22 protein-coding genes, 1 other RNA gene and 1 pseudogene are annotated in these 24,983 nt (G+C 70.8%); 11 read left to right on the top strand and 13 right to left on the bottom strand.

What is annotated here, in order from left to right; genetic code table 11:
* Positions 1 to 132: pseudogene (locus H7965_RS32255) on the top strand (IS5 family transposase); the annotation flags it as partial.
* A gap of 206 nt (positions 133 to 338) precedes the next feature.
* On the opposite strand, the gene recR reads toward H7965_RS32255, so the two are convergent.
* From recR to ffs, 4 genes are all read right to left on the bottom strand, one after another.
* Positions 339 to 935, bottom strand: coding sequence for a recombination mediator RecR (gene recR, locus H7965_RS05995; RefSeq protein WP_186769653.1), 597 nt, complete (start codon positions 933 to 935; stop codon positions 339 to 341).
* 10 nt (positions 936 to 945) lie between these two features.
* Positions 946 to 1,269, bottom strand: coding sequence for a YbaB/EbfC family nucleoid-associated protein (locus H7965_RS05990; RefSeq protein ID WP_186769630.1), 324 nt, complete (start codon positions 1,267 to 1,269; stop codon positions 946 to 948).
* A gap of 9 nt (positions 1,270 to 1,278) precedes the next feature.
* Positions 1,279 to 3,204, bottom strand: a complete 1,926-nt coding sequence (locus H7965_RS05985) for a DNA polymerase III subunit gamma/tau (protein WP_186769629.1) — start codon at positions 3,202 to 3,204, stop codon at positions 1,279 to 1,281.
* Positions 3,205 to 3,313: 109 nt separating this feature from the next.
* Positions 3,314 to 3,406: signal recognition particle sRNA small type (ffs, locus tag H7965_RS05980), an RNA gene on the bottom strand.
* A 171-nt stretch (positions 3,407 to 3,577) separates the two neighbouring features.
* Here ffs and nudC point away from each other — a divergent pair.
* Positions 3,578 to 4,531: an NAD(+) diphosphatase gene (gene nudC / locus H7965_RS05975; RefSeq protein WP_186769628.1), complete on the top strand. Its 954-nt coding sequence runs from the start codon at positions 3,578 to 3,580 to the stop codon at positions 4,529 to 4,531.
* Positions 4,528 to 4,815 carry a phosphoribosylamine--glycine ligase gene (locus H7965_RS05970; RefSeq protein ID WP_186769627.1) on the top strand — a complete coding sequence of 96 codons (288 nt, stop codon included), beginning with the start codon at positions 4,528 to 4,530 and terminating at the stop codon, positions 4,813 to 4,815. Before nudC ends, H7965_RS05970 begins: the two co-directional genes overlap by 4 nt.
* Here the strand turns inward: H7965_RS05970 and H7965_RS05965 are convergent.
* The 4 genes from H7965_RS05965 to H7965_RS05950 form a co-directional block, all read right to left on the bottom strand.
* Positions 4,802 to 5,209, bottom strand: coding sequence for a response regulator (locus tag H7965_RS05965; RefSeq protein ID WP_186769626.1), 408 nt, complete (start codon positions 5,207 to 5,209; stop codon positions 4,802 to 4,804). The genes H7965_RS05970 and H7965_RS05965 overlap by 14 nt on opposite strands.
* Positions 5,092 to 6,969 (bottom strand): hybrid sensor histidine kinase/response regulator, encoded by a 1,878-nt coding sequence (locus H7965_RS31665; RefSeq protein ID WP_186769625.1) that lies wholly within the window; start codon positions 6,967 to 6,969, stop codon positions 5,092 to 5,094. Before H7965_RS31665 ends, H7965_RS05965 begins: the two co-directional genes overlap by 118 nt.
* Positions 6,970 to 7,130: 161 nt before the next feature.
* Positions 7,131 to 9,974 (bottom strand): DNA polymerase I, encoded by a 2,844-nt coding sequence (polA, locus tag H7965_RS05955; RefSeq protein WP_222440485.1) that lies wholly within the window; start codon positions 9,972 to 9,974, stop codon positions 7,131 to 7,133.
* 76 nt (positions 9,975 to 10,050) lie between these two features.
* Complete coding sequence (locus tag H7965_RS05950) at positions 10,051 to 10,287, bottom strand: zinc-finger domain-containing protein (RefSeq protein WP_186769624.1); 237 nt, start codon at positions 10,285 to 10,287, stop codon at positions 10,051 to 10,053.
* A 96-nt stretch (positions 10,288 to 10,383) separates the two neighbouring features.
* Between H7965_RS05950 and H7965_RS05945 the strand changes: the two genes are divergently transcribed.
* On the top strand, positions 10,384 to 11,388 hold the full coding sequence (locus H7965_RS05945; RefSeq protein ID WP_186769623.1) for an alpha/beta fold hydrolase: 1,005 nt from the start codon (positions 10,384 to 10,386) through the stop codon (positions 11,386 to 11,388).
* Positions 11,389 to 11,653: 265 nt separating this feature from the next.
* Here the strand turns inward: H7965_RS05945 and H7965_RS05940 are convergent, their stop codons facing one another.
* From H7965_RS05940 to fsa, 4 genes are all read right to left on the bottom strand, one after another.
* The gene (locus tag H7965_RS05940) at positions 11,654 to 12,625 is read right to left on the bottom strand and encodes a hypothetical protein (protein ID WP_186769622.1); all 972 of its coding nucleotides are present in this window, start codon (positions 12,623 to 12,625) and stop codon (positions 11,654 to 11,656) included.
* 128 nt (positions 12,626 to 12,753) lie between these two features.
* Entirely contained in the window at positions 12,754 to 13,686 is a 933-nt protein-coding gene (locus tag H7965_RS05935) for a tyrosine recombinase XerC (protein ID WP_186769621.1), read from the bottom strand.
* A 37-nt stretch (positions 13,687 to 13,723) separates the two neighbouring features.
* Positions 13,724 to 14,407 (bottom strand): DUF484 family protein, encoded by a 684-nt coding sequence (locus H7965_RS05930; protein WP_186769620.1) that lies wholly within the window; start codon positions 14,405 to 14,407, stop codon positions 13,724 to 13,726.
* Complete coding sequence (gene fsa / locus H7965_RS05925; RefSeq protein WP_186769619.1) at positions 14,404 to 15,060, bottom strand: fructose-6-phosphate aldolase; 657 nt, start codon at positions 15,058 to 15,060, stop codon at positions 14,404 to 14,406. Before fsa ends, H7965_RS05930 begins: the two co-directional genes overlap by 4 nt.
* Positions 15,061 to 15,172: 112 nt before the next feature.
* Here fsa and H7965_RS05920 point away from each other — a divergent pair, with 112 nt between their 5' ends.
* Complete coding sequence (locus tag H7965_RS05920; protein WP_229682478.1) at positions 15,173 to 17,380, top strand: primosomal protein N'; 2,208 nt, start codon at positions 15,173 to 15,175, stop codon at positions 17,378 to 17,380.
* Positions 17,381 to 17,509: 129 nt separating this feature from the next.
* On the opposite strand, the gene H7965_RS05915 is transcribed toward H7965_RS05920, so the two are convergent.
* Entirely contained in the window at positions 17,510 to 18,706 is a 1,197-nt protein-coding gene (locus tag H7965_RS05915) for an MFS transporter (protein ID WP_186769617.1), read from the bottom strand.
* 201 nt (positions 18,707 to 18,907) lie between these two features.
* Here H7965_RS05915 and atpH point away from each other — a divergent pair, with 201 nt between their 5' ends.
* The 6 genes from atpH to H7965_RS05885 all read left to right on the top strand — a co-directional run bounded on the left by atpH (position 18,908) and on the right by H7965_RS05885 (position 24,937).
* Positions 18,908 to 19,501, top strand: a complete 594-nt coding sequence (gene atpH, locus H7965_RS05910) for an ATP synthase F1 subunit delta (RefSeq protein ID WP_186769651.1) — start codon at positions 18,908 to 18,910, stop codon at positions 19,499 to 19,501.
* A gap of 2 nt (positions 19,502 to 19,503) precedes the next feature.
* Positions 19,504 to 21,039, top strand: coding sequence for a F0F1 ATP synthase subunit alpha (atpA, locus tag H7965_RS05905; RefSeq protein WP_186769616.1), 1,536 nt, complete (start codon positions 19,504 to 19,506; stop codon positions 21,037 to 21,039).
* Between the two features lie 26 nt (positions 21,040 to 21,065).
* Entirely contained in the window at positions 21,066 to 21,950 is an 885-nt protein-coding gene (locus H7965_RS05900) for a F0F1 ATP synthase subunit gamma (protein ID WP_186769615.1), read from the top strand.
* 13 nt (positions 21,951 to 21,963) lie between these two features.
* Positions 21,964 to 23,391 (top strand): F0F1 ATP synthase subunit beta, encoded by a 1,428-nt coding sequence (atpD, locus tag H7965_RS05895; protein WP_186769614.1) that lies wholly within the window; start codon positions 21,964 to 21,966, stop codon positions 23,389 to 23,391.
* A gap of 86 nt (positions 23,392 to 23,477) precedes the next feature.
* Positions 23,478 to 23,891, top strand: a complete 414-nt coding sequence (atpC, locus tag H7965_RS05890) for an ATP synthase F1 subunit epsilon (RefSeq protein WP_186769613.1) — start codon at positions 23,478 to 23,480, stop codon at positions 23,889 to 23,891.
* Positions 23,892 to 24,085: 194 nt separating this feature from the next.
* Positions 24,086 to 24,937 carry a ferritin-like domain-containing protein gene (locus tag H7965_RS05885; RefSeq protein ID WP_186769612.1) on the top strand — a complete coding sequence of 284 codons (852 nt, stop codon included), beginning with the start codon at positions 24,086 to 24,088 and terminating at the stop codon, positions 24,935 to 24,937.
* Positions 24,938 to 24,983 lie beyond the last annotated feature (46 nt).

Here is a 24,983-nt window from a genome sequence, read left to right as displayed (position 1 = left end):
ATCGGTTGGATCAGCCGCAACCGCCGCCTCGCCCGCGACTTCGAGCGACACTGCCGCATCGCCGCCGCCTTCGTCCGCATGGCAATGATCCGCATCATGCTCCGCCGGCTGGCCAGAAAGCCCTCAGCGTGAATCGAAACTTCCCGGATGGGCTCTAAGGGGCGCCAGCCGTAGCACACGACCAGTAACCATACCACACGCCCAACAATGTTGTTATGTTATGAATATTCCGAAGCGATGCAGCTTATTTGTTGCAGATGGAAAAGTTGCGTCCGGCCCAGGCGCTTCTGCTGTGCGCCAGTCCGGCGCAGCCGCCGGGACCGGTGCGATGTCCTTCGCTACACCACCCGCCGCGCCTTCAGCGCCGCCGCCAGCGTCCCCTCATCCAGCACGTCGAGCGCGCCGCCGATCGGCACGCCCTGCGCCAGCCTGGTGACCTGCACGCCGCTTGGCCGCAGCCGGTCGCCGAGCCAATGCGCGGTGGTGGCGCCATCCACCGTGGCCGGCAGGGCAAGGATCACCTCCTCCACCTTGTCCTCGGCGATGCGGGAGAGCAGCGGCTGCACCGACAGATCCTCCGGCCCCATCCCGCCCAAGGCCGAGAGCGTGCCGCCCAGCACGTGGTAGAGCCCGCGATGCGCATGCGCGCGCTCCAGCGCCCAGAGCTCAGCGACACCCTCCACCACGCAGATCACGCTGCGGTCGCGCTGCGGGTCACGGCAGATGTGGCAGGGGTCCTGGTCATCGAGATTGCCGCAGATCCGGCAGGGCCGCACCGCCGCAGCCGCCTCGCGTAGCGCCGCGGCCAGCGGCAGCATCGCCTGCTCCGGCTGCATCAGCATCTTCAGCACGGCCCGCCGCGCGCTGCGCCGGCCGAGGCCGGGCAGCTTCGCCAGCAGGCCGATCAAATGCTCGATCGGATCGTGGGCGCGCAGCGGGAAATGCCTAGAACGGCAGCTTCATGCCGGGCGGCAGGCTGAGGCCGGCGGTGGCCTTCTGCATCTCCTCGGCCATCTGCGCCTCGACCTTCTGCTTGGCGTCGGCATGGGCGGCGACCAGCAGATCCTCCAGCACCTCGCGGTCATCCGCGACCATCAGGCTGGGGTCGATCGAGACGCGCTTGAGGTCGCCCTTGCCGGTGAGCGTGACCTTCACCATGCCGGCGCCGGCCGCGCCCTCCACCAGCGTCGCATCCAGCTTCGCCTGCATCTCCTGCATGCGGGACTGCATCTGCTGCGCCTGCTTCAGCATGTTGCCGAGGTTCTTCATGGCATTGGCCTATCTGTCGTCGTCTGGGGGTGGAACATCGTCGAAGTCGGGCGGTTCTTCCAGCTCGGTCGGCGGAATGTCGCCCGGCTCCATCTCCGCCGCCTCGGCCGGCGCGATCAGCGGCAGGCCGTAGTCATCGGCGCCGGCATCCCGTACCCGCTCGATGCTGGCGCCGGGAAAGGCGGCGAGCAACGCCTGCACCAGGGGGTGGCTCTGCGCCAGGCTGAGCCGCCCGGCTTCCGCATTGCGGCCCTGCTCCGCGAGGGTCGCCTCGCCCTCCGCATTGCTTAGCGCCACGGTCCAGCGGGCGCCGGTCTGTTCCGCCAGCAGCGCGCCGAGCTGGGCGGCGAGGTCGCGCGGGGTGTCGGGCAGCACCCGGATCTCGATCTGCCCGAGGGCGACGCGCACCGGATGGACCCGGTGCAGCAGGTAGGAGTGCAGCAGCGGCTTGCGGCCAGACGCCAGCGCAACCACGTCGCGCCAGGCCTGCGGCTGCGCCGCGACGGCGGCCACGGGTGCAGCCTCGGCCAGCATGGCGCCGCCACCACCCATCGCCCGCAGCCCGCCGCCCCCGCCATTCGGCGCCGGCCGCGGAGCGCCGGCGGGCAGCGAGCCGCCGTCCATGAGCCGCTTCACCAGATCGCCCGGCGGCGGCATCTCGGCGACATGGGCGAGGCGGATCAGCACCATTTCGGTGGCGGCGCGGCGGTCCGGCGCGCCAGCCAGCTCGCCGAGGCCCTTCAGCAGCATCTGCCAGGCCCGCCCGAGCACCGGCACCGAGAGCCTCGCCGCCAGCGCCGCGCCACGGGTGCGTTCGGCCTCGGTCAGCGCGGGGTCATCCTTCAGCGCCGGCACGCTGCGCAGCCGGGTCAGCGTGTGGGTCAGCTCCAGCAGATCCTGCAGCACCATGCCCGGGTCGGCACCGCGCTCATGCGCCCGGTCAAGGGTGGCCAGTGCCGCCGGGACATCTCCGGCCATCAGCGCCTCCATCAGATCCAGCACCAGGCCACGGTCGGCGAGGCCCAGCATGTCCCTGACAGCATCGGCGGTGACCGCGCCATCCGGCCCGCCGAGCGCGATGGCCTGGTCGAGCAGCGAGAGCCCGTCGCGCACGCTGCCGTCGGCGGCGCGGGCGACCATGGCCAGGGCTTCCGGGTCGACCTCCACCTGCTCCTTCGCCGCGATCCGGGCGAAATGGGCGCGCAGCTCGGCCTGCGGCACGCGCTTCAGGTGGAAGGTCTGGCAGCGGCTGAGGATGGTGGCCGGGACCTTGCGCAGCTCGGTCGTCGCCAGCATGAATTTCACCTGGGCCGGTGGCTCCTCCAGCGTCTTCAGCAGCGCGTTGAACGCCGCGTTCGACAGCATGTGGACCTCGTCCAGGATGATGACCTTGAAGCGGCCCTGGGCCGGGCGGTAGCGCAGCCGTTCGCGCAGCTCCCGTACCTCGTCGACGCCGTTGTTGGAGGCGGCATCCAGTTCCTGCACATCCGGGTGGCGGTCGGCGAGGATCGCCAGGCATTCCGGGCAGACGCCGCAGGGCTCGGGGGTCGGGCCGCCGCGGCCGTCGGGGCCGATGCAGTTCAGCGCCCGGGCGATGATGCGGGCGGTGGTGGTCTTGCCGACGCCGCGCACCCCGGTGAGCATGAAGGCATGCGCCACCCGATCCTGGGCGAAGGCATTGCGGAGGGTCCGGACCAGGGCTTCCTGGCCGATCAGCTCGGCGAATGTGCTCGGGCGGTATTTGCGGGCCAGCACCCGGTACGGGGTAGCGGCGGCGGCCGGCGGCGCGGGCGCGGCCGGGACAGGCGCAGCCTGGGGCGGTTCGGCCGGGGCATCGCCGAACAGGCCGGGGCCTTCGGGCGGCGGCGGCTCCGGCAGCGCCTCGACCTCGGGGGCATCGGGCGGATCGGCGGGACCGAAGAGCGAGGAGGACATGCGCGGGGGGCGGAATCCTGGTGGGCGGTGGCCGCCGAGCCGAGCCGCATGGCGGCGTGGATTCCCGCCTCGGAGCGCGCCCGCTCCCCGGCGATCCGCACCGAAGGGTGGAAGGCCGGCAAGCGACCCGGGCAAGAACCCGTTGCGGCTGCTTCCTTCCGGACCTGACCGGGTTGGCGAGGAGCCCGTCCACCGCCGACCTTCCGAGGACACCATATCATGCCAGAGGGGGAGGCGCACAATGCCACCTGGCGTAATGGTATGGCGGTTGCGCGCGAAACCTGCGGATCCGTGCCGCGGCGGATCCGCCGCGCCGGCGCCGGCGCCACCCCCGGTTGCCGAGGCCCCGGGCGCGTGGCAGGGTCCGGTCTGCATGCTCTCGATCCCCGCCAGCCGCCCCAACGCCTATACCGGCAGCCCCCTCGACCGCGCCGCGCTGCGGCGGGAGGACGCCGACTGGATCGCCGCCGCGCTGGCCGATCCGGAAACCCTTTTCGTGCCGGTGTGGCGCGCCCGCAGCCTGATGAAGGGCGTGCAGGAGGGGCGCCCGGAAGCGGTGCTGCTGACTGGCGCCGCCGCCGAGGCGGTGCGCATGGCTGGCGGCCCCTGGAGCTTCCTCGGCCTGTGGGAAGGCCGCCCGGTCTTCGCCGTGGATTGCTCCGAGGCGGCCGATCCGCTGCCGCTGCTGCCCGAGGGCATGGGCAGCTTCACCGATCTGCGCGCCGTCGCCGGGCTGCTGCCGGCCGGCGAGGCCAGCGTGCTCGCCCATGCCCGCGGGCTGATGCACTGGCGCACCAAGCACCGCTTCTGCGGCATCTGCGGGTCCGGCTGCGAGCCCCGTTCGGCCGGCCACGCCATGGTCTGCACCGGCTGCAAGGCGCAGCATTTCCCGCGCACCGACCCGGCGGTGATCATGCTGGTGGTGCGCGACGACCACTGCCTGCTCGGCCATTCCACCCGTTTTCCCAATACGGTCATGTATTCGACCCTTGCCGGTTTCGTGGAGCCGGGCGAAAGCCTCGAGGAAGCGGTGCGGCGGGAGGTGCTGGAGGAAAGCGGGATCGTGGTCGGCGATGTCCGCTACCATTCCTCGCAGCCCTGGCCCTTCCCCTCCTCGATCATGCTCGGCTTCCATGCCGAGGGGCTGACCGAGGCCATCACCATCGACCCCGAGGAATTGCGCGACGCCCGCTGGTTCAGCCGGGCTGAGATCCGCGACCCGGCGGCGCATGGCTTCGCCCTGCCGCGGGCCGACAGCATCGCCCGCCGACTGATTGAGGATTGGCTGGCTCATGGGATGCCCCAGGACCGGACAACCGGGGCATGAGGCTGGCCGGGTTGGGGCTGGCGCTGCTGCTGGCGGCTTGCGGCCGCACGGTCCCCCAGGTCCCGTTGGGGGAGGATACCCCCGGCCACCAAGCATGCCGGACGGAAGCCCAGAGATCCCCGGGCGTCGCCGCGCTGAACGCTCAGCGCAACACCCTGAACCAATGGAATACCGACCGCCTGGCCAAGGAGCAGCAGGTCGTGAGCGCCCGCGCCTACCGTGATTGCCTTCAGGCCCGCGGCCTCGCCGCGCCGGGCGGGGTGGAGCCGGTCAGGCCGCGTTGACCTTGCGGGCCATGACCAATTCAGCGATCCGCCGCACCAGCGCGGTCTGATCGTAGGGCTTCGCCAGCACCTCGAATCCATGGTCATCGGCGCCTTCCACCGTGCCGGCGAAGCCGGTGGCCAGCAGCACCGGCAGGCCCGGCCGCAGCCGCAGCGCCGCCTGGGCCAACTCGATCCCGTTCATGCCGCCGGGCATGACGATGTCGCTGAACAGCAGGTCCAGCGTCTCGCCCCGGCGCAGCAGGGCCAAGGCCTCCAGCGCATCCTGGGCCGCGATCACCCGATAGCCGGCATCGCGCAGCGTCTCCGCCGCCACCTCCCGCACCCGCTCGTCATCCTCGACCACCAGGATGGTGGCGCGAGCCAGGCCGGCGACGGTCTCGGGCGGCAACATGGCGCTGGGCGCCGGGGCGCGGCCGGCAGCTCCTCCGCCTCGGGCAGGTAGAGCGTCACCACCGAACCCTCGCCAGGGGTGCTGTCGATCGCCACATGGCCGCCGAGCTGGCGGATGAAGCCGAATACCTGGGACAGGCCAAGGCCGGTACCCTTGCCCTGCGGCTTGGTGGTGAAGAAGGGCTCGAAGACGCGCTCCAGCACCGCGGCGGGCATGCCGGTGCCGACATCGCGCAGCGAGATTGCCACGTAGTCGCCCGGCTTGGCATCCGGATTGCTGGCCAGCAGCGTCTGGTCCAGCCGCGCCGGACGGGTCGTCAAGGTCACCGTGCCGCCGCGCGGCATGGCGTCCCGGGCATTGATCGCGAGGTTCAGCAGTGCCGCTTCCAGTTGCGCCGCATCGGCCCGGCAGGCCGGCAGTTCCGGGTCGAGCACCAGGGCCAGGGTCACGGCCTCGCCGAGGGCGCGCTGGATCAGCGGGGTAAAGCCCTGCACCAGCTCGTTGGCGTCGAGGCTTTCGGTGTGCAGCCGCTGCCGCCGGGCGAAGGCCAGCAGGCTGGCGTTCAGCTTGGCGCCACGCTGCACCGCATCCCGCGCCACGCCCAGCAGCTTGCGCACCCGGTCATCCGCCGCGGCACCGATATGACGTTCCAGCAGATGCACGGTGCCGAGGATGGCGGTTAGCAGGTTATTGAAATCATGCGCGATGCCGCCGGTCAGCCGGCCCAGCGCCTCCAGCCTCTGGGCCTGCATCAGCCCTGCCTCGGCCGTCTCCCGCCGGGCGATCTCGCCGCGCAGCTCGTCGGCGGTCACCGAAAGCCGTGCCTGCACCCGCTGCTCGGAACGCCAGCGGCGGATCGCCAGCGCCGTGGTGAGGCTCAGCGCGAGGGCCACGACCAGGCAAATGCTGCCGGTCAGGGCGGTGTTGCGCAGCCATTCCCCCGCTACCCGGTCCATTGAGACGGTGACCGAGACCACCAGCGGGTGCTCGCCCACCTTGCGGAAGGCGGTGAGCCATTCCTGGCGTTCGCCGAAGCGCTGGATGGCGACGCCGGCCTCGCTCGGGTGGAGCACCGCGGCCGGCACGCTGCCCGGCTCCGGCGGATCGAACAGGCCGTTGCCATCCTTGGTGGGATGGGAGGCGAGGATCTGGCCGTCGGTGCGCAGCAGCGTGAAGGTGGCCCTGCCCTCCGGGTCCATGGCGTGCCACTGGGCCTGGAAATAGCCCGGCAGGATGGAGCCGATGACGGCGCCGTCGAACCGCCCCTCCGCCGTCTCCCGCCGCCGCGCCATGACGAAAGTGACGATGCCGGTCAGCCGGGAGAGCCGTGGCGGGCCGAACACCAGCCCGCGCTCGCCCGCCACCAGGCTGCGGAAATATCCCCGCGTGCTGAGGTCGAGCGGCGGGGTCGGCCAGGCGATGCTGAGCAGCGCGACCCTGGCGTCCGGCCGGACCAAGTGCAACGAGATCGACTGCGCCACCGCCTCGTCAAGCAAGACCATCCAGCGTTGGATCGGCTCGGCCTCGGCATCGATCTGGTCCCAGCTAAGGCCGCGGATCCGGTCCTCGATCCGGTCGAGCACCAGCGCATTGGTCTCGACGACCTTCAGCGCATGCTCCTTGGCGATGGCGGACAGCCGGTCGGCATCGGCATAGGCCTGTGCGGTCAGCTGCTGGCGGTCATAGAGCGCGGTGCCAAGCAGGAAAAGCAAGGGCACCAGGATCGAGGCGACAAGCAGGATGCGCAGCGAAAGCGGCACCTGTCGGTTCAATGCGCCCGCAGCACTCCCGCCATTGCCCGCAGGCATGGAACCCCTTTCGCAACAAAGCCGCACGATGGTGCGACCAGTTACGAATATCTTATCATTTCAGCGTGACTTGCGCGATCCGGAATAACATACGATTTTGGACCGAGTCTGGATCAATGTGCCTCGGCCCAGCTCCGGCCTGAGCCGACCTCGACTGCCAACGGCACCCGAAGGGTGGCGACGCCTTCCATGACCTGCCGCACCAGGGCGGCGGTCGGCTCCACCTCGGCCTCCGGCACCTCGAACACCAGCTCGTCATGCACCTGCAGCAGCATGCGAGCGGCGAGGCCGGCTGCCTTCAGCGCTCCGGGCAGACGGACCATGGCGCGCTTGATGATCTCGGCGGCGCCGCCCTGGAAGGGGGCGTTGATGGCGGCGCGCTCGGCGCCGGCGCGGCGGACCATGTCCTTCGCGTTGATGTCCGGCACCCAGAGCCGACGGCCGAAGGAGGTGGAGACATAGCCGCGCAGCCGCGCCTCCTCCTTCAGCCGCTCCATGGCGTCCCGGATGCCGGGGTATTGGGCAAAATAGGCGTCGATGATGCCACGCGCCTCACCCGGCCCGATGCCGAGCCGCCCGGCCAGGCCGAAGGCGGACATGCCGTAGATGATGCCGAAATTGATCGTCTTGGCGCGCCGCCGGGCTTCCTTGTCCACCGCATCCGGCGGCAGGCGGAAGATGTCGGCGGCGGTGCGGGAATGGATGTCCTGGCCGGTCTCGAAGGCTTCGCGCAGCGCCGGCACCTCGGCCAGATGCGCCAGCAGCCGCAGCTCGATCTGGCTGTAGTCGGCGGCCAGCAGCACATGCCCGGGCTCCGCCACGAAGGCGCGGCGGATCTTCACCCCTTCCTCGGTGCGGATCGGGATGTTCTGCAGGTTCGGCTCGGTGGAGGCGAGGCGGCCGGTGCTGGTGTTGGCCATGGAGAAATCGGTGTGGACCCGGCCATCGCGCGGGTCGATCGCCGCCGCCAGCCCGTCCACATAGGTCGATTTCAGCTTCGCCAGCTGCCGCCAGTCCAGCACCTTGCGGGGCAGCGGAACGCCCTGCGCCGCCAGCTCCTCCAGCACCGAGGCATCGGTGCCCCAGGCGCCGGCCTTGCCCTTGCGGCCGCCCGGCAGCTTCATCTCGTCGAACAGGATCTCGCCCAGTTGCTTCGGCGAGCCGACGTTGAAGGGGCGGCCGGCCAGGGTGTGGATTTCCTGCTCCAGCACCACCATGCGCTGGGAGAAATCCTCGCCGATGCGGGCCAGCTCGGCGCCATCCACCTTGATGCCGGCGACCTCCATGTCGCGCAGCACCGCGACCATGCGGCGCTCCACCTGCTCGTAGAGGGCCAGCGCGCCCTCCTCCCGCAGCTGCGGGCGCAGGACGTGCCAGAGGCGGAGGGTGACGTCGGCATCCTCCGCCGCATATTCGGTGGCCTTGTCGAGCGGCACCTGGGCGAAGGAGATGCGAGTGCGGCCGGTGCCGGTGACGGCGTCGAAGCCGACCGGCTTGTGGTTGAGATGGAGGACAGAAAGCTCGTCCATCCCATGCCCGTGCTTGCCGGCCTCCATGGCATAGGAGATCAGCATGGTGTCGTCGATCGGACCGACCTCGATGCCGCCGTTCTCCGGCCGGCGGAGCACTTCGAGGTCATATTTGGCGTGCTGCAGCACCTTCAGCACGCCCCGGTCGGTCAGCAGCGGCCGCAGCGCATCCATCGCCTGGTCGAAGGGAATCTGCGGCGGGGCCTCCACCGGGGCGGCCAGCATGTCGCCCTGGTTGGTGCCGGCGGCGACATGGCGCAGCGGGATGTAGCAGGCCCGGCCCGGCGCGGTGGCGAGGCAGACGCCGACGAGATTGGCCCGCAGCGCGTTCAGGCTGTCGGTTTCGGTGTCGAGGCCGATGATCCCGGCCTGCATGCCCTCGGCGACCCAGGCGTGCAGCGCCTCCAGCGTCGTCACCGTCTCATAGGGGCCAAAGGGAATGCTGCCGCGGTCGATCTCGGGCAGCGCGGTCGCGGCCTGGGCGGCGGCGACGGCGGCTTGGCGTGCCCGGGTGCCGGCATCGCCCGCTGCTTCACCGAGGCCCATGCGGGCGATGACGCTGCGGAAGCCCTGGGCGGCGAGGAAGCTTGAGAGCATCGCCGGGTCCGGCGCCCGCACCGCCAGCGCCTCCACCGCAAGGGTCAGCGGCGCCTGGTCGTCGAGCTGGACCAGGCGCTTCGAGATGCGCGCCTTCTCGGCATTCTGCTCCAGCGCCTCGCGCCGCTTCGGCTGCTTGATCTTGCCGGTGTTCGCCAGCAGCCCTTCCAGGTCGCCGTATTCCTGGATCAGCGCCGCGGCGGTCTTGATGCCGATGCCGGGCACGCCGGGGACATTGTCGGTCGGGTCGCCAGCCAGCGCCTGGACATCCACCACCTTCTCGGGGGGGACGCCGAATTTCTCGAACACCTCGGGGTCACGGATCGGCTTCTGCTTGATCGGGTCGAGCATCTGCACGCCCGGCCGCACCAGCTGCATCAGGTCCTTGTCGGACGAGACGATGGTGACTTCGCCGCCCTGGGCGACGAATTCGCGCGCATAGGCGGCGATCATGTCATCCGCCTCGAACCCCGGCTGTTCCACCTGGGCGACGCCGAAGGCCTCGGTCGCCTCGCGGATGAGGGCGAATTGCGGGATCAGCTCGGGTGGCGGGTCGGGCCGGTGGGCCTTGTAGTCCGGGTAGATCTCGTTGCGGAAGGTGAGGCGGGAGGCGTCGAACACCACCGCCAGATGACTGCCGCGGTGGTCGGTCAGGAAGCGCGACAGCATCTGGGTGAAGCCGAAGACGGCATTCACCGGCGTGCCATCCGGCCGGGTCATCGGCGGCAGGGCGTGGAAGGCGCGGAAGATGTAGCCCGAGCCGTCGATCAGGACGAGGTGCTTCGCCCCGGGCGGGGTGACCGGCACCGCCTCGGCCGCGGCTTCGGCCAGGGCATTGCCGCGCGGCCGGCCAGCCACGGGGGGTGGGGCAGCGCCGTCGGCCAGTTCGGGCGGCGCGGCGCCGGCCTCAGTGGTGGTCGTCGCCACCCGCCCCGACCTTCAGCACATAGGTGATGGAGCAATAGGGGCAACAGACCTCGGACTCGCCATCGTTGATCCGCAGCCAGACCCGCGGATGGCCCAGGCCGCCGACGCCGATCTCGCCATCGCAGGGGATGCTGCGCCGCTCGACCTCGATGCGCTGGTCCGGGGTCACGCCGGGGGTTGGCTTCGGCGCGTAGCCGGTCAGTTTGGCGTCGCGCATCGGGCTCCTCATGGACATGCTGGATCGCCGCGCACCATAGTGGGCATGGCTCCGATGGACCAGCCCGCAGCAACCGATGACCCGTCGTCGCCCCGCATGATCCGCCTGCTTCCGGCCCTGTTGCTGGCAATGCTGCTCGGCGCGTGCTCCCCGCGGGTGCTGCCGGCCGGGCCGGCGCTGGGGCCGGCGGCGCTGGCGCGGGATGCGCTGGTGATGCCGGACGGCGCCCGGCTGCCGCTGCACGCCTGGCTGCCGGAGGGCCCGCCGCATGCCGTGCTGCTGGCGCTGCACGGCTTCAACGACGCGGCACAGAATTACATGGCGGATGCGGCGCCGGAGTTCACCAACCGCGGCATCGCCGTCTATGCTTATGACCAGCGCGGCTTCGGCGCCGCCCCGCACCGCGGCATCTGGGCTGGTGGCGCCACCCTGGCCGCCGATGCGACCGTGGCGGCCCGGCTGATCCGCGCCCGCCACCCCGGCCTGCCGCTGCTGCTGCTCGGCGAGAGCATGGGGGCCGCGGTGCTGGTCCTGGCCGCGAGCGGGCCGGAGCCGCCGCCGGCGGAGGGCTACATCCTCTCGGCGCCCGCGCTCTGGGGCCGCGCCGGCATGCCGGGGATCATACGTGGCGGGCTCTGGCTGGCGGCGCGGACCATCCCGCTGGTAGGCTTCCCGGATGCCGTCGGCGGCCTCGCCGCCTCGGACAACGAGGCGGCGCTGCGCCGCTGGGGGCGCGACCCGCTGACCATCAAGATCACCCGCGTCGATGCGGCGCATGGGCTGGTGGATCTGATGGATGCGGCGGTGGCGGCGCTGCCCGGCTGCTGCCGGGGGCTGGCCGGGACGATGGCTCCGACCCTGGTGCTGATCGGCGCCAAGGACCGCATCATCCCGGTGCGCACTGCCCGCCGCGTGTTGCGCAGCCAGCCGCCCGGCGCGGCCCGGGTCGCCTTCTACCCGGAAGGATGGCACCTGCTGCTGCGCGACCTGGACCGCGCGGTGGTGGCCGAGGATATCCGCGCCTGGATCGCCGCGCCCGCGGCGCCACTGCCCTCCGGCGCCGATCAGGCTGGCGCGGCCTGGCTGGCGGATGACTCCTGACAGGGCGGCCCTTCAGGCCGCCAGGGCAAGCATCCGCGCCGCCGTGTTGAGCGCCGCGGCGGTGGCTTCGATGACGCGGATGGTGTCGTTCTGCTCCTGCAGGGCGCGGCGGAGGTTGGCGGTGGCCGCCTCCAGCTCATCCTCCTCGGCGAGGGCGGCGGCGATCCGCTCAAGGACAACCGTTGCGATATTGCCCCGCAGCAGCTTCTGCCCGCAGGCTGTGGCGCTTCAGCATGGCGCCTGTCGGCGCGTTCGCCGGGCTTGCTCATGGCGCGGGCGGCGCCAGCCGCTCGGCAAGATCGAGCGCGTCATCGGCATCCATCAGCGCCTGGGTGGCCCGGGCCTCAAGGGTGTCGCCGCCGCTCGCCAGCGTCTCGTAGGCGGCGCTGAGGCTGTCCAGCGCCCGGCGGGCCGCGGCGACCTCGGAGGTGCGGCGCGGCGCCATGAAGGCGGCAGTGCGGTCGGCGATCCAGGCGTCGCCGGACTGCTCGGCCTCGCCGCTCCACCAGGGCAGGCCGACCTGCCGCTGGTAGCGCGCCAGCATCGCCGCCGGGCGGTTCAGCGCGACCTCGCGCTCGGCATTCCGCAGCAGCCGGTCGTGCAGGGCAAGGTGCCAGCGGATCAGCGGAGCATGGTCCTCCAGCTCGGCGCGGAGCGCGCTGCGCTGCAGCGCCTGGGCCGCCCCTCGGGTGATCGGCCCGGCCGCCACAAGCTCGGCCGGCACCGCGATGCCGAGTTGCCCGGTGACAGTCCCGGCAGCGGCGAGCGCGGAGGCCGCCGCCGCTTTCGCGCGGGCCGGGGCATCGGTGGTGGCGAGCGTCAGCACCGCGGCGAAATAGCTCCGGAGCTGCTGATTGTGTTGCCGGAGCAGCAACAGGGAATCGACGTAGCGGCGATCGGCACAATCCCGCAGCCGCCGCGCCGCCGGGCTGTTCGGCTCGGCCTGCGGCGCGTCCATCGCCGGGCAGTCCGCGGCATTGAAAGGATCGGTGGGCTGATAGGCAGCGGTGCGGCGCAGCCGGGCCTGACGCTGCCCGAGTGGCGAGCGGGCCTCGGCCAGCGCCGCCTCGCCGGAGGCATCGAGTTGGGTCTGCATCACGGCGACCAGCACCGGGTCCAGCGCCTCGGTGTAGGTGGCGCCGGCGCGGGCGACATCTGCGTATTCGCCAGGGCCGGGTCCGGCGCAGGCCGCCAACAGCGGTGCCGCGGCGAGCCCAAGGCGGCGCCATCCAGCCATTCTCGCCAACGCCATCGGGGTGCCTCGGCAGGACGTCGGCGGCGAGGGGACCATGCCTGCGGGGCGGCGGACAACCGCGTGTCGTTCGCCTCCCGATCTCGTGACGCCGCGGCTTGGTCCGGTGGTCATCAGCCCGCCCGCGGATGCGCCTTGCGCCAGGTCGCCAGCAGCCCCGCCGCATCCACCACCGTATAGCGCTGGGTGGTGGAGAGGCTGGCATGGCCCAGCAACTCCTGGATCGATCGCAGGTCGCCGCCGCCGCCCAGCAGATGGGTGGCGAAAGAATGCCGCATGGCGTGTGGTGTCGCATGCTCCGGCAGGCCGGCCAGACGGCGGTAGTCGCGGATCGCCTTCTGCGCCACTGCCGGGTCAAGGCGCCCGCCGCGGGCACCGCGGAACAACGGCTCCCCCGGCCCGGCGGCGGGGCGCAGCGCGAGGTAGTCGGCAATCGCCTGGCGGACCACCGGCAGCACCGGCACCACCCGCGGTTTCGCGCCCTTGCCGACCACCCGCAGCCCGGCCTCGCTGCCCGGCAGCGGCGCGTCGCGCACGTCAAGCGCCAGCGCCTCGCTGATGCGCAAGCCGCAGCCGTAGAGCAGGGTGAACAGGGCGATGTCGCGCGCCGCCTGCTCGGCTGGCGCCTCCGACCGGGCGGGGTCGTGCACCGTGCCGACCTGGGCGGCGGCTTCGCGGGCCTGTGCCGGGGTCAGTGCCCGTGGCACCGGCGGCTTCGGCCGCGGTCCACGCAGCCCGCCGAGCGCCGGCGTGGGCAGGCCCTCCGTGCGACCGAGGTAGCGCAGGAAACTGCGGATGGCGGCGACCTGCCGGGCCAGGGTGGCGGTGCCGACGCCCTCGGCGGCGCGGGCGGCAAGGAAGCCGCGCAGATCGGCGGCGCGCAGTCCGGCAAGGGCGGCGGTATCCGGCTCCTCGCCCAGATGGCCGGTGAGGAAGCCGAGGAAGTCGCGCAGATCGCGGCCATAAGCCTCGACCGTATTGGTGGCGGCGCGCCGTTCGCGTGCCAGCCAGTCGAGCCAGCGGGCGCGCGCCTCGGCGCCGGTCATGCCGGCGGGCGGGGCATCATGCGCGGCCCCGCCGCCTCTAGCGCGCCAGGGCTGCGGCCACCGCGCGGCCAAGGAAGGCCAAGGTCGCGATGGCCTGGCGGGCCGGCAGCGCCGCGGCGTCGCGGGCGCCGAGGGTCAGCAGGGTCGGGTGCCCGGTCCAGACCGGCACCCGGACCAGCGCATCGCGGCAGACCAGCGGCGCCGCTTCCTGGTGCAGCAGCTCGGCCTCGTCGGCCGGTGTCGGCCGGACCAGCGCATCCCGCCCGGGCCCAAGCAGCCGCGCCACCGTGCCGCGCGCCAGGCGGTGCACGCCGCGGCGGTCCGGCTGCTCGCTCACCAGGGCGCAGGTCTCGATGCCGAGCAGCGCCGGCAGCTCCTGCGTCACCGTGTCGATTACGTCAGTGCTGCGCATCAGCGCCAGCACCGCGAGGCGAACCCGGATGGTCAGCCCATGCCCGGCACGGCCGGCGGTGACCGCGGCATCGACCTCGGCCTCCAGGCTGCGGACGCGGCGGCGCTCGGCCGCCAGCATCGCCGCCATATGGTCCGCCATGCGCTCCCCATGCACCCGCTTCGGTGGTTCCAGCACACGGAACAGCTCCGGCCGCTCGGCCAGGAATTCCGGGTAGGCGCGGAGGAAGGCGACGACGGCCTCGGGGACCGGCAGCGCCGACTCCGCGGGAGCCGGCAGGATTCTGGTCTCGGGGAGGATGGCTGTCACAGGATGCTCTGGCCCGTCTTGCGCCAATCGGCCAGGAAGGCATCAAGCCCCCGGTCGGTCAGCGGGTGTTTCAGGAGCTGGCGGATGACGGCCGGTGGGAGGGTGGCGACACCGGCGCCGAGCTTTGCGGCTTCGACGAGATGGATCGGGTGACGAATGGACGCGACAAGGACTTCAGTCTTAATATGAGGGTAGTTGCGGTATATTTTCACGATATCCGCAATCAGCTGCATGCCGTCGGTGGCGATGTCATCCAGCCGCCCGACGAAAGGAGAGATGAAGGTGGCACCTGCCTTGGCCGCCAGCAGCGCCTGCGCCGCGGAAAAACAGAGCGTGACATTCACCAGCGTACCCTCGCCGGTGAGGGTCCGGCAGGTGCGCAGCCCGGCCTCGGTCAGCGGCACCTTCACCGCGACATTGGTGGCGATCTGCCGTAGGTGCCGGCCCTCGGCCAGCATCTGCTCGTATTCGGTGGCGGTGACCTCGGCAGAGACCGGCCCCGGGGTGATGGCGCAGATCTCGGCGATCACCTCTGCCATCTTCCGCCCGGATTTGGCGATCAGGCTCGGGTTGGTGGTCACACCATCGACTAGCCCTGCCTCCGCAAGGGAACGAATGTCGGCAACATCTGCGGTGTCCACGAAAAACTTCATGGCAAGGGGAGTCCTTTGGCCTGCCGGGAGGGGAAGCGTGGAGGCAAAATCGTTTCAGCTTTGTTCCAGGTCAGGATAGCCGATGCGCGAGGGGCGGGGAAAGCACCGCGGTATGAAAGACACGCTGAGCGTTGCCGTTGAGCCACGATTGAAGGTGCTGTTGCCGCTTCCGCTTGCCGGCGCATACGATTATCGCGTTCCTCGGACGCTGTCACTCAAAATAGGAGATTTCGTAGTCGTTCCACTCAACCAGAGAGACATTCTGGGGGTGGTTTGGGATTCGCCTACCGAGGGAGAATCCAAACCAGTGCCGGATCATCGGCTGCGCGCCATCACTGCCGTACTGCCGGCGCCACCGATGACCGAGAGTCTGCGCCGCTTCGTCGATTGGGTCGCCGCCTATACCCTCAGCCCGCCCGGCGCGGTGCTGCGCATGGCGATGAGCGTGCCGGCGGCGCTGGAGGCGCCGACGCCGCAGGCTGGCTGGGTCCTGGCCGGACCCGGCGGCAACCGCCAGCCCCGCATCACACCTGAGCGGCAGCGGGTGCTGGATGCGATGCGGCCAGGCGAGGTCCAGGCCGGCGGCCAGCTCGCCGCAGCCGCCCGGGTCTCCCTCGGCGTGCTGCGCGGCATGGCCGATAACGGGCTGATCCGCCCGGCGTTGCTGCCCCACCCGCGCCGCTTCGCCCGGCCCGACCCCGACCATCCCGGGCCGGTGCTGGGGGACGCGCAGGCCGCCGCCGCGGCGGCGCTGGTCGAACGGGTCGCCGCCCGTGCCTTCGGGGTGACCCTGCTGACCGGCGTCACCGGCTCCGGCAAGACCGAGGTCTACCTGGACGCCGTCGCCGAATGCCTGCGCCAGGGCCGCCAGGCGCTGGTGCTGCTGCCGGAGATCGCCCTTTCCGCGCAATGGCTCGACCGGTTCCGCGCCCGCTTCGGCGTCGCTCCTGCTCTCTGGCATTCCGAGATCGGCAGCCGCACCCGGCGCGATACCTGGCGGGCGGTTGCGCAGGGCGAGGCGCCGGTGGTGGTCGGCGCCCGCTCGGCGCTGTTCCTGCCCTTCCCCGACCTCGGCCTGGTGGTGGTGGATGAGGAGCACGAGACCGCCTTCAAGCAGGAGGATGGCGTGGTCTACCACGCCCGCGACATGGCGGTGGTGCGCGCCCGGCTGGCGAAGGCCGCCTGCGTTCTGGTCAGCGCCACGCCAAGCCTCGAGACGCTGAACAATGCCGAAACCGGCCGCTACCAGGCGCTGCACCTGCCGCAGCGGCATGGCGGCGCGACCCTGCCTGCGGTGGAGATGGTCGATCTGCGCCAGGCGCCGCCGGAGCGCGGGCGGTTCCTGTCGCCGCCACTGATCGCCGCCGTCAGCGAAACGATTGGCCGGGGGGAGCAGGCGATGCTGTTCCTCAACCGCCGGGGCTACGCACCGCTGACCCTCTGCCGGCACTGCGGCCATCGCATGCGCTGCCCGAACTGCACCGCCTGGCTGGTGGAGCACCGCGCCCAGCGCCGCCTGCAGTGCCACCACTGCGGCCATGCCGAAGCTCCTCCTGCCGAATGCCCGGAATGCGGCACCGCCAACAGCCTGACGGCCGTCGGCCCGGGGGTGGAGCGTGTGCTGGAGGAAGCCATCGCGCTGTGGCCTGAGGCACGGCGCGTGGTCATGGCCTCCGATACCCTGCCCGGCCCGGCGGCGGCCGCAGCGGCGGCGCAGGCGATCCAGGACCGCGCGGTGGACCTCATCATCGGCACCCAGATCGTGGCCAAGGGCTGGCATTTCCCGCATCTGACCCTGGTCGGGGTGGTCGATGCCGATCTTGGCCTGGCGGGCGGCGACCTGCGGGCGGCGGAGCGCACGGTGCAGCTGCTGCACCAGGTCGCCGGCCGGGCAGGCCGGGCCGAGGCGCCGGGCCGGGTGCTGCTGCAGAGCTTCTCGCCCGAGCATCCGGTGATGCGGGCGCTGGTCTCCGGCGACCTCGACGCCTTCATGCGGGAGGAGGCGGCGATGCGCCGCCCCGGCCACTGGCCGCCCTTCGGCCGGCTGGCGGCGCTGATCGTCAGCTCGGAGGATGAGCGGGAGGCAGAGCGCACCGCCCGTGACCTGGGGCTGGCGGCGCCGGGCGGGGAGGGGGTGCAGGTGCTGGGCCCGGCGCCGGCGCCGCTGGCCCTGCTGCGCGGCCGACACCGGCGGCGGCTGCTGCTGAAGACCCGGCGGGACATCGCGGTGCAGCCGGTGCTGCGGGAATGGCTGGCGCGGGTCGAGGTGCCGAACAGCGTTCGGGTGCAGGTGGATGTGGATCCGGTGGGGTTCCTTTAGCCCTCCCCACGAGGCCGCTTTGCGGCCTTGCCCGCGGGGCGGAGGGGCGCTCCCGACCGCCGCTTCAACACAGCCTTCCGCAGCAAAGCCGCGGATAGGACAACAGGAAGCGGGCGGTTCCTGGCTTGGCTATCGCACCCGGATCGCCAGCACCGTCGCCGCCGCCAGTTGCAGCCCCGCCGCCAGCAGCGGCGGCGCGGCCGGCCCCCAGACCTCCAGCGCCGCCCCGAACATTCCGGGCCCAAAGGCGTAGAAGGCCTGGTTCACCGCCGTCACCAGGGCGATGACGGCGGTCACCTGCTCGGCCGGCCACTCCCGCTGAGCGATCAGCGGTGGCAGCGACAGCAGATTGCCGAGGCCGAGGCCGAACAGCACCGTCCCCGTCAGCAGTAGCGGCACCGACTGCCCGGCGGCCAGCGCCAGCAGCACCGACCCCGTCATCTGCAGCAGGAAGTTCAGCACCCCCGCCACCCGCCGGTTCATCCCTGGCGGTAGCATGGTGCCGACCACCGTCCGCCCGACCACGGCGCAGGCGGTGGTGAGGCTCACCGCCAGCCCCGCCCCCTGCGGCCCCAGCGCCGGCGCCATGATGGAGAACAGCGTGGTCAGCAGCCCCATCTGCGCCGTCAGCCCGAGGGCGAAGGCCAGGGCGAGGGTGCGGAAGCCGCGCTGCCGCCAGAGCGGCCCGGCCGGGGCCGGCATCGGCCGGGGTGGCGGGGCTGCCGTGCCGCCATCGGCGAACAGCCCCAGCGCCGCCGGGGTGCGGCCGAACCAGCGCCCGGCGAGCGGCCAGGTCACTGCCAGCGCCGCCAGCGCCACGGCAAGGCTTGCCCAGGCGAAGCCGAGGCCGCCGATCAGCAGGGCCCAGACCGGGGTGAACACCACCCCGCCCATGCTGGCGCCGTTATAGGCCATGGCCAGCGCCGCCGGCCGCCGGCGGTCGAACCAGGGGGCGACATAGGCATTGATCGCCGCGCCGCTGGTCACCGCCCAGCCCGCCGCGGTCAGCAGCGCCGCCGGTACCAGCATCCAGGGCGCCGCGGCGAATCCCCAACCAAGCAGGCCGAGGCAGCAGCACAGCATCCCGCCGCGGGTCACCGCCACCGGCCCGAACCGGCGATGCAGGCTGGGCAGCCGCGTCACCACCACTGCGCTGGCAATGAAATGCAGGGTGATGGCGGCGGAGATCAGCGACAGCGACCAGCCTTCCCGCAGGTGCAGCGCGTGCAGGAAGACCGAGGGGCCGTAGAAATTGATCCCCCAACTGCACATGGCGAGGATGAAGGCGGCCGCGACCACCTGCCAGCCGAAGAACCCTCGTGCCATGTCGCTTCCGGACCTATCCCTCGTGGAGCTTAGCCGAAAGCCGGCTTCCACAACTTCGCCGGGGAACGAATTGTCGGGTGACGGCTGGATTGCGGGGCTGTGAACCCCATGGTAAAGCCGCGCCGCCACGCCGGTTGCCGCCGGTGCGGATCTGCGCTTGCGCACCAACAAGGAACAGGACCGGGACTGCTCGTGGCCTCCATCGAGACCGTTGCCTCCGCGTCGCCCCAAGCGCTCAATCCCACCGGCCTCGCCGCGCGCTACGCGCTGGCCTTGCTGGCCCTGGCCGACGACCGACGCAAGGCCGACCCCACCGCGCTCGACCGCATCGCCGCCGATCTCGAGCGGCTGGCTGCGGTGTGGTCGGAGGACAGCACCTTCCGCCATTTCGTGGCCGACCCGCGCCTCGATGCCGCGGCGCAGAAGCGCGGTGCCTTTGCGCTGCTGGACCGCGTCGGCATCGGCGCCGAGGTGCGCAACCTGGTCGGCGTGCTGATCGCCAACCGCCGGCTCTCGAAGCTGCCGGAGGTGGCCGCCGCCTTCGGCGCGCTGCTCGCCGCGCGGCGTGGCCAGCAGGTTGCCGATGTGGTCAGTGCGCATCCGCTGAGCGACACTCAGCGCGCCCAGATCGCGGCGCGGCTGACCGAGGCCGGCTATTCCGGCGTGAAATTGGCAGAGCGCGTGGATCCGACGATCCTCGGCGGGCTGATCGTGCGGATCGGCTCCCGGCTCTATGACAACAGCATCAAATCGAAGCTGCAGCGCCTGCAGTTCGCCATGAAGGGGGCCGCCTGACCATGGACATCCGTCCCGCCGAGATCTCTGAGATCCTCAAGCAGCAGATCGCCGGCTTCGATGCCGAGGCGAATGTCGCGGAAGTCGGCACCGTGCTGACCGTGGGCGACGGCATCGCCCGGGTCTACGGCCTGCAGAACGTCATGGCCGGCGAGCTGGTGGAGTTCCCCGGCGCCGGCGTGCGCGGCATGGCGCTGAACCTCGAATCCGACAATGTCGGCATCGTGATCTTCGGCTCCGACAAGGAGGTCCGGGAAGGCGACACGGTGCAGCGCACCGGCTCGATCGTTGACGTCCCGGTCGGCAAGGGCCTGCTCGGCCGCGTGGTCGACGGCCTCGGCAACCCGATCGACGGCAAGGGCCCGCTGGTCGACACCACCCGCATGCGCGTCGAGGTGAAGGCCCCCGGCATTATCCCGCGCAAGTCGGTGCATGAGCCGATGCAGACCGGCATCAAGGCGATCGACGCGCTGATCCCGATCGGCCGCGGCCAGCGCGAGCTGATCATCGGCGACCGGCAGACCGGCAAGACCGCCGTCATCATCGACACCATCATCAACCAGAAGGGCATCAACGCCTCCGGCGACGAGTCGAAGAAGCTCTACACCATCTATGTTGCGGTCGGGCAGAAGCGTTCCACCGTCGCCCAGCTGGTGAAGACCCTGGAAGAGAACGGCGCGCTGGAATATTCCATCGTCGTCGCCGCCACGGCCTCCGATCCGGCGCCGATGCAGTTCCTGGCGCCCTACACCGGCTGCACCATGGGCGAGTTCTTCCGCGACAACGGCATGCATGCGGTCATCTTCTACGATGACCTGTCGAAGCAGGCGGTCGCCTATCGCCAGATGTCGCTGCTGCTGCGCCGTCCGCCGGGCCGCGAGGCCTATCCGGGCGACGTCTTCTACCTGCACTCCCGCCTGCTGGAGCGGGCGGCGAAGATGAACGACGACTTCGGCAATGGCTCGCTGACCGCCCTGCCGGTGATCGAGACGCAGGCAGGCGACGTCTCGGCCTACATCCCGACCAACGTCATCTCGATCACCGACGGGCAGATCTTCCTGGAGACCGAGCTGTTCTTCAAGGGCATCCGCCCCGCGGTGAACGTCGGCCTCTCGGTCTCCCGCGTCGGCTCCGCGGCGCAGATCAAGGCGATGAAGCAGGTTGCGGGCCGCATCAAGCTCGAGCTTGCGCAGTACCGTGAGATGGCGGCCTTCGCCCAGTTCTCCTCCGACCTTGACGCTTCCACCCAGGCGCTGCTGGCGCGCGGCGCCCGACTGACCGAACTACTGAAGCAGCCGCAGTACCGCCCGGTGCCGGTCGAGGAACAGGTGGTTTCGCTGTTCGCCGGCACCCGCGGCTATCTCGACAAGCTGCCGGTCTCCGCGGTCGGCGCCTTCGAGCGCCAGCTGCTTGGTGAGCTGAAGGCCTCGGCGCCCGAGATCGTCGACGCGATCCGTAACGACCGCGAGATCAAGAAGCCGACCGAGGATAAGCTGGTGGCCTTCCTCGACAGCTTCGCCAAGTCCTTCGCGGCCTGACGCCTCGGCATAGGGGATAAGGGCCGATGGCCAGCCTGAAGGATCTGCGCGGGCGGATCAACAGCGTGAAATCCACGCGGAAGATCACCCAGGCGATGAAGATGGTGGCGGCGGCGAAGCTGCGCCGCGCCCAGGCGCAGGCGGAAGCCGCGCGCCCCTATGCGGAGCGGATGGAGGCGATCCTCGCCTCGCTCGGCGCGGTGGTGGCGAGCTCGCCGACCGCGCCGCGCATGCTGGTGGGCAATGGCGCCGATCGGGTGCATCTGCTGGTGGTGGTCACCGCGGATCGCGGCCTGGCAGGGCCGTTCAACACCAACGTCGGCCGCCTCGCCCGCAACCGCATCCGCGCGTTGGAGGCCGAGGGCAAGCAGGTCAAGCTGCTGACCGTCGGCCGCAAGGGCGCGTCCTTCCTGAAGCGGGAATTCGCCAGCCGCTTCATCGCCGAGGTGAGCTTCGCCGGCCGCAAGCGCGTTGAATTCGCCGATGCCGAGGCGGTGGCGGTCCAGGTGACGGAACTGCTGGAGGAAGGCGCCTTCGACGTCTGCAGCCTGATCTATAACCGCTTCCGCAACGTGATCACCCAGATCCCGACCGAGCAGCGGCTGATCCCAGCGCCGATCCCGGAGGCCGCGGCCCCCGCGACCGACAGGCTGGCAGCGCTGTACGACTACGAGCCGACCGAGGAGGAGATCCTCGCCACGCTGCTGCCGCGCAATCTGGCCATTCAGATCTACCGCGCCATCCTTGAGAGCGCCGCCGGCGAGCAGGGCGCGCGGATGACCGCGATGGACAATGCGACGCGCAACGCCGGCGAGATGATCAACAAGCTGACGCTGAACTACAACCGCACCCGCCAGGCCAACATCACCCGCGAGCTGATCGAGATCATCTCCGGCGCCGAAGCCGTCTGAGGAGCCCTTAGCTATGAAGAACAACGTCGGGCAGATCGCCCAGGTTCTCGGCGCCGTCGTGGACGTGCAGTTCCCCGGCGAGCTGCCCGCCATCCTGAACTCGCTGACCACGAAGAATGGCGACAACACGCTGGTCCTCGAGGTGGCGCAGCACCTTGGCGAGCGCACCGTCCGCTGCATCGCCATGGACATGACGGACGGCCTGGTGCGCGGCCAGGAAGTGGTCGACACCGGCGCGGGCATCTCGGTCCCGGTCGGCGAGGGCACGCTTGGCCGCATCATGAACGTCATCGGCGAGCCGATCGACGAGCGCGGCCCGGTCCCGCACGAGAAGACCTACACCATCCACCGTGACGCACCGCCCTTCGAGGATCAGGCGACCAGCGCGGAAATCCTGGTCACCGGCATCAAGGTGGTGGATCTGCTGGCACCCTATCTGAAGGGCGGCAAGATCGGCCTGTTCGGCGGCGCCGGCGTGGGCAAGACCGTGACCATCCAGGAGCTGATCAACAACATCGCCAAGGCGCATGGCGGCGTGTCGGTCTTCGCCGGCGTGGGCGAGCGGACCCGCGAGGGCAATGACCTCTACCACGAAATGGTCGATGCCGGCGTCATCAAGCTGAACGAGGGCGACACCGCCGGCTCCAAGGTGGCGCTGGTCTATGGCCAGATGAACGAGCCGCCGGGCGCCCGCGCCCGCGTCGCGCTCTCCGGCCTCTCGGTCGCGGAGTACTTCCGCGACGAGCAGGGCCAGGATGTGCTGTTCTTCATCGACAACATCTTCCGCTTCACCCAGGCGGGCGCGGAGGTTTCGGCGCTGCTCGGCCGCATCCCCTCGGCGGTGGGCTATCAGCCGACCCTGGCGACCGACATGGGCGCGCTGCAGGAGCGGATCACCAGCACCAAGAAGGGCTCGATCACCTCGGTCCAGGCCATCTATGTGCCGGCCGACGACCTGACCGACCCGGCGCCGGCGACCTCCTTCGCCCACCTGGACGCGACGACGGTGCTCAACCGCTCCATCGCCGAGCTGGGCATCTTCCCGGCCGTCGACCCGCTGGACAGCACCAGCCGCGCCCTCGATCCCCGGGTAGTGGGTGAGGAGCACTACCGCGTCGCCCGCGAGGTGCAGCGCATCCTGCAGACCTACAAGTCGCTGCAGGACATCATCGCCATTCTCGGCATGGATGAGCTCTCGGAGGAGGATAAGCTGGTGGTGGCGCGGGCGCGCAAGATCCAGCGCTTCCTCAGCCAGCCCTTCCACGTCGCCGAGGTCTTCACCGGCACTCCGGGCGTGTTCGTGAAGCTGGAGGACACCATCCGCAGCTTCGCCGCCATCGTCTCGGGCGAATACGACCACCTGCCGGAAGCCGCCTTCTACATGGTCGGGACCATCGAGGAAGCGGTGAAGAAGGGCGAGACGCTGAAGCAGGCCGCCTGAGCAGGCAGTCTGCACCAGGCGCCGCTTCCCCGGGTGCACGCTGCTAGCGTGCCCCGGCGGGACGGTAGGCGAGTAAGGATCGAGACATGGCCACCTTCCAGTTCGAACTCGTCTCGCCGGAGAAGCTGCTGCTCTCCCGCCAGGTCGAGATGGCGACCATCCCCGCCGCCGAGGGCGAGATGGGCGTGCTGCCCGGCCATGCGCCGATGATCGTCGCGCTGCGCGGTGGCATCATCCGGGTGCGCGAGAATGGCGCCGAGACCGAGACGCTGTTCGTCGGCGGCGGCTTCGCCGAGGTGTCGCCGGAACGGGTGACCGTGCTGGCTGATGAGGCGACGCCGCTCGCCAGCCTCTCCCGCGCCGCTTCCGAGCGGCGGCTGGCCGAGGCCGAGGCGGCTCTGCGCGAGGTGCAGACCAGCGATCCGGAAGCGAAGCGCGACGCCGCGCTGGCCCGGGTGCTGGCGATGCGCACCGCCGTGGAGGCCGCCCAGGCGGCCTGATCGCCTGGGACGGCGGCGCTACTCCTGGACTTCCCCTGGGGCATGGCTGCAACATTACGGAAAATTTGCCATCACTGCCGTGGCCCTGCCGCCATAAATCTTGAAACGGCACCGGCACCTGAGAACATTGCGGGCGAGGCGGCGTTGTCCGCTGTCGGGGATGGGGATGGCCTGCGATAGGCCGCGGTAAAGCCATGAAGCACTGGCGTGTCGACCAGCTGTCCTGGGATCTCTTCGATGCCGCGAAGGTCGATCCGGAGATCGTGCCGCTGGTGAAGGCTGCTGCCATGGTGGAGCGCAACGGCGACGACTACGCGCTGTACCTCAAGGGTGTCTTCCACGACGATCCGGATTTCCGCCGAGCCGCGGAGAATTGGGCCGAGGAGGAGATTCAGCACGGCGACGCGCTTGGCCGCTGGGCTTCGCTGGCCGACCCGGGCTGGGATTATGCCGCGGCCTTCGCCCGATATCGCGCCGGCTACAAGATCGACACCTCCGCCGATGCCTCGATCCGCGGCTCCCGCACCGGGGAGCTGATCGCCCGCTGCATGGTCGAAACCGGGACCAGCAGCTACTACACCGCCCTGGCCGAGGCGACCGAGGAGCCGGTGCTGCGGCAGGTCTGCAAGCAGATCGCCGCCGATGAGTACCGGCATTTCAAGCTCTTCTACGACCACATGAAGCGCTACCTGGCGCGGGAGGACCTCTCCTTCCTGCAGCGCCTGCGTGTCGCCGCCGGGCGGATCGGCGAGACCGAGGATGACGAGCTGGCCTTCGCCTTCCACTGCGCGAACGAGCCGTTGTCGATGGCCTATGACCACACCCGCTGCTCCGCCGGCTACATGGGCCGCGCCATGGGATTCTACCGCTATCGGCACATCGAGCGCAGCATGGGCATGGTCTTCAAGGCGGTGGGCCTTGAGCCGCGCGGCCGGCTTTCGGGTATCGCGGCACGCGGCGCCTGGCGGCTGCTGTGCTGGCGCCGCGACCGCTTCCGCGAGGCGATGATGCGGCTGGAGGCGCCGGGCTTGCCGCTGGCGGCATGAGGAGCGGCCAAGGGGTGGACGGACGAATGACCTGATCTAGACTGCC

It is taken from the genome of Siccirubricoccus deserti (assembly GCF_014283215.1).
GTDB lineage: Bacteria > Pseudomonadota > Alphaproteobacteria > Acetobacterales > Acetobacteraceae > Siccirubricoccus > Siccirubricoccus deserti.
Note: the sequence above shows the minus strand (reverse complement) of the source record. Positions and strands in the feature narration are given on the sequence as shown.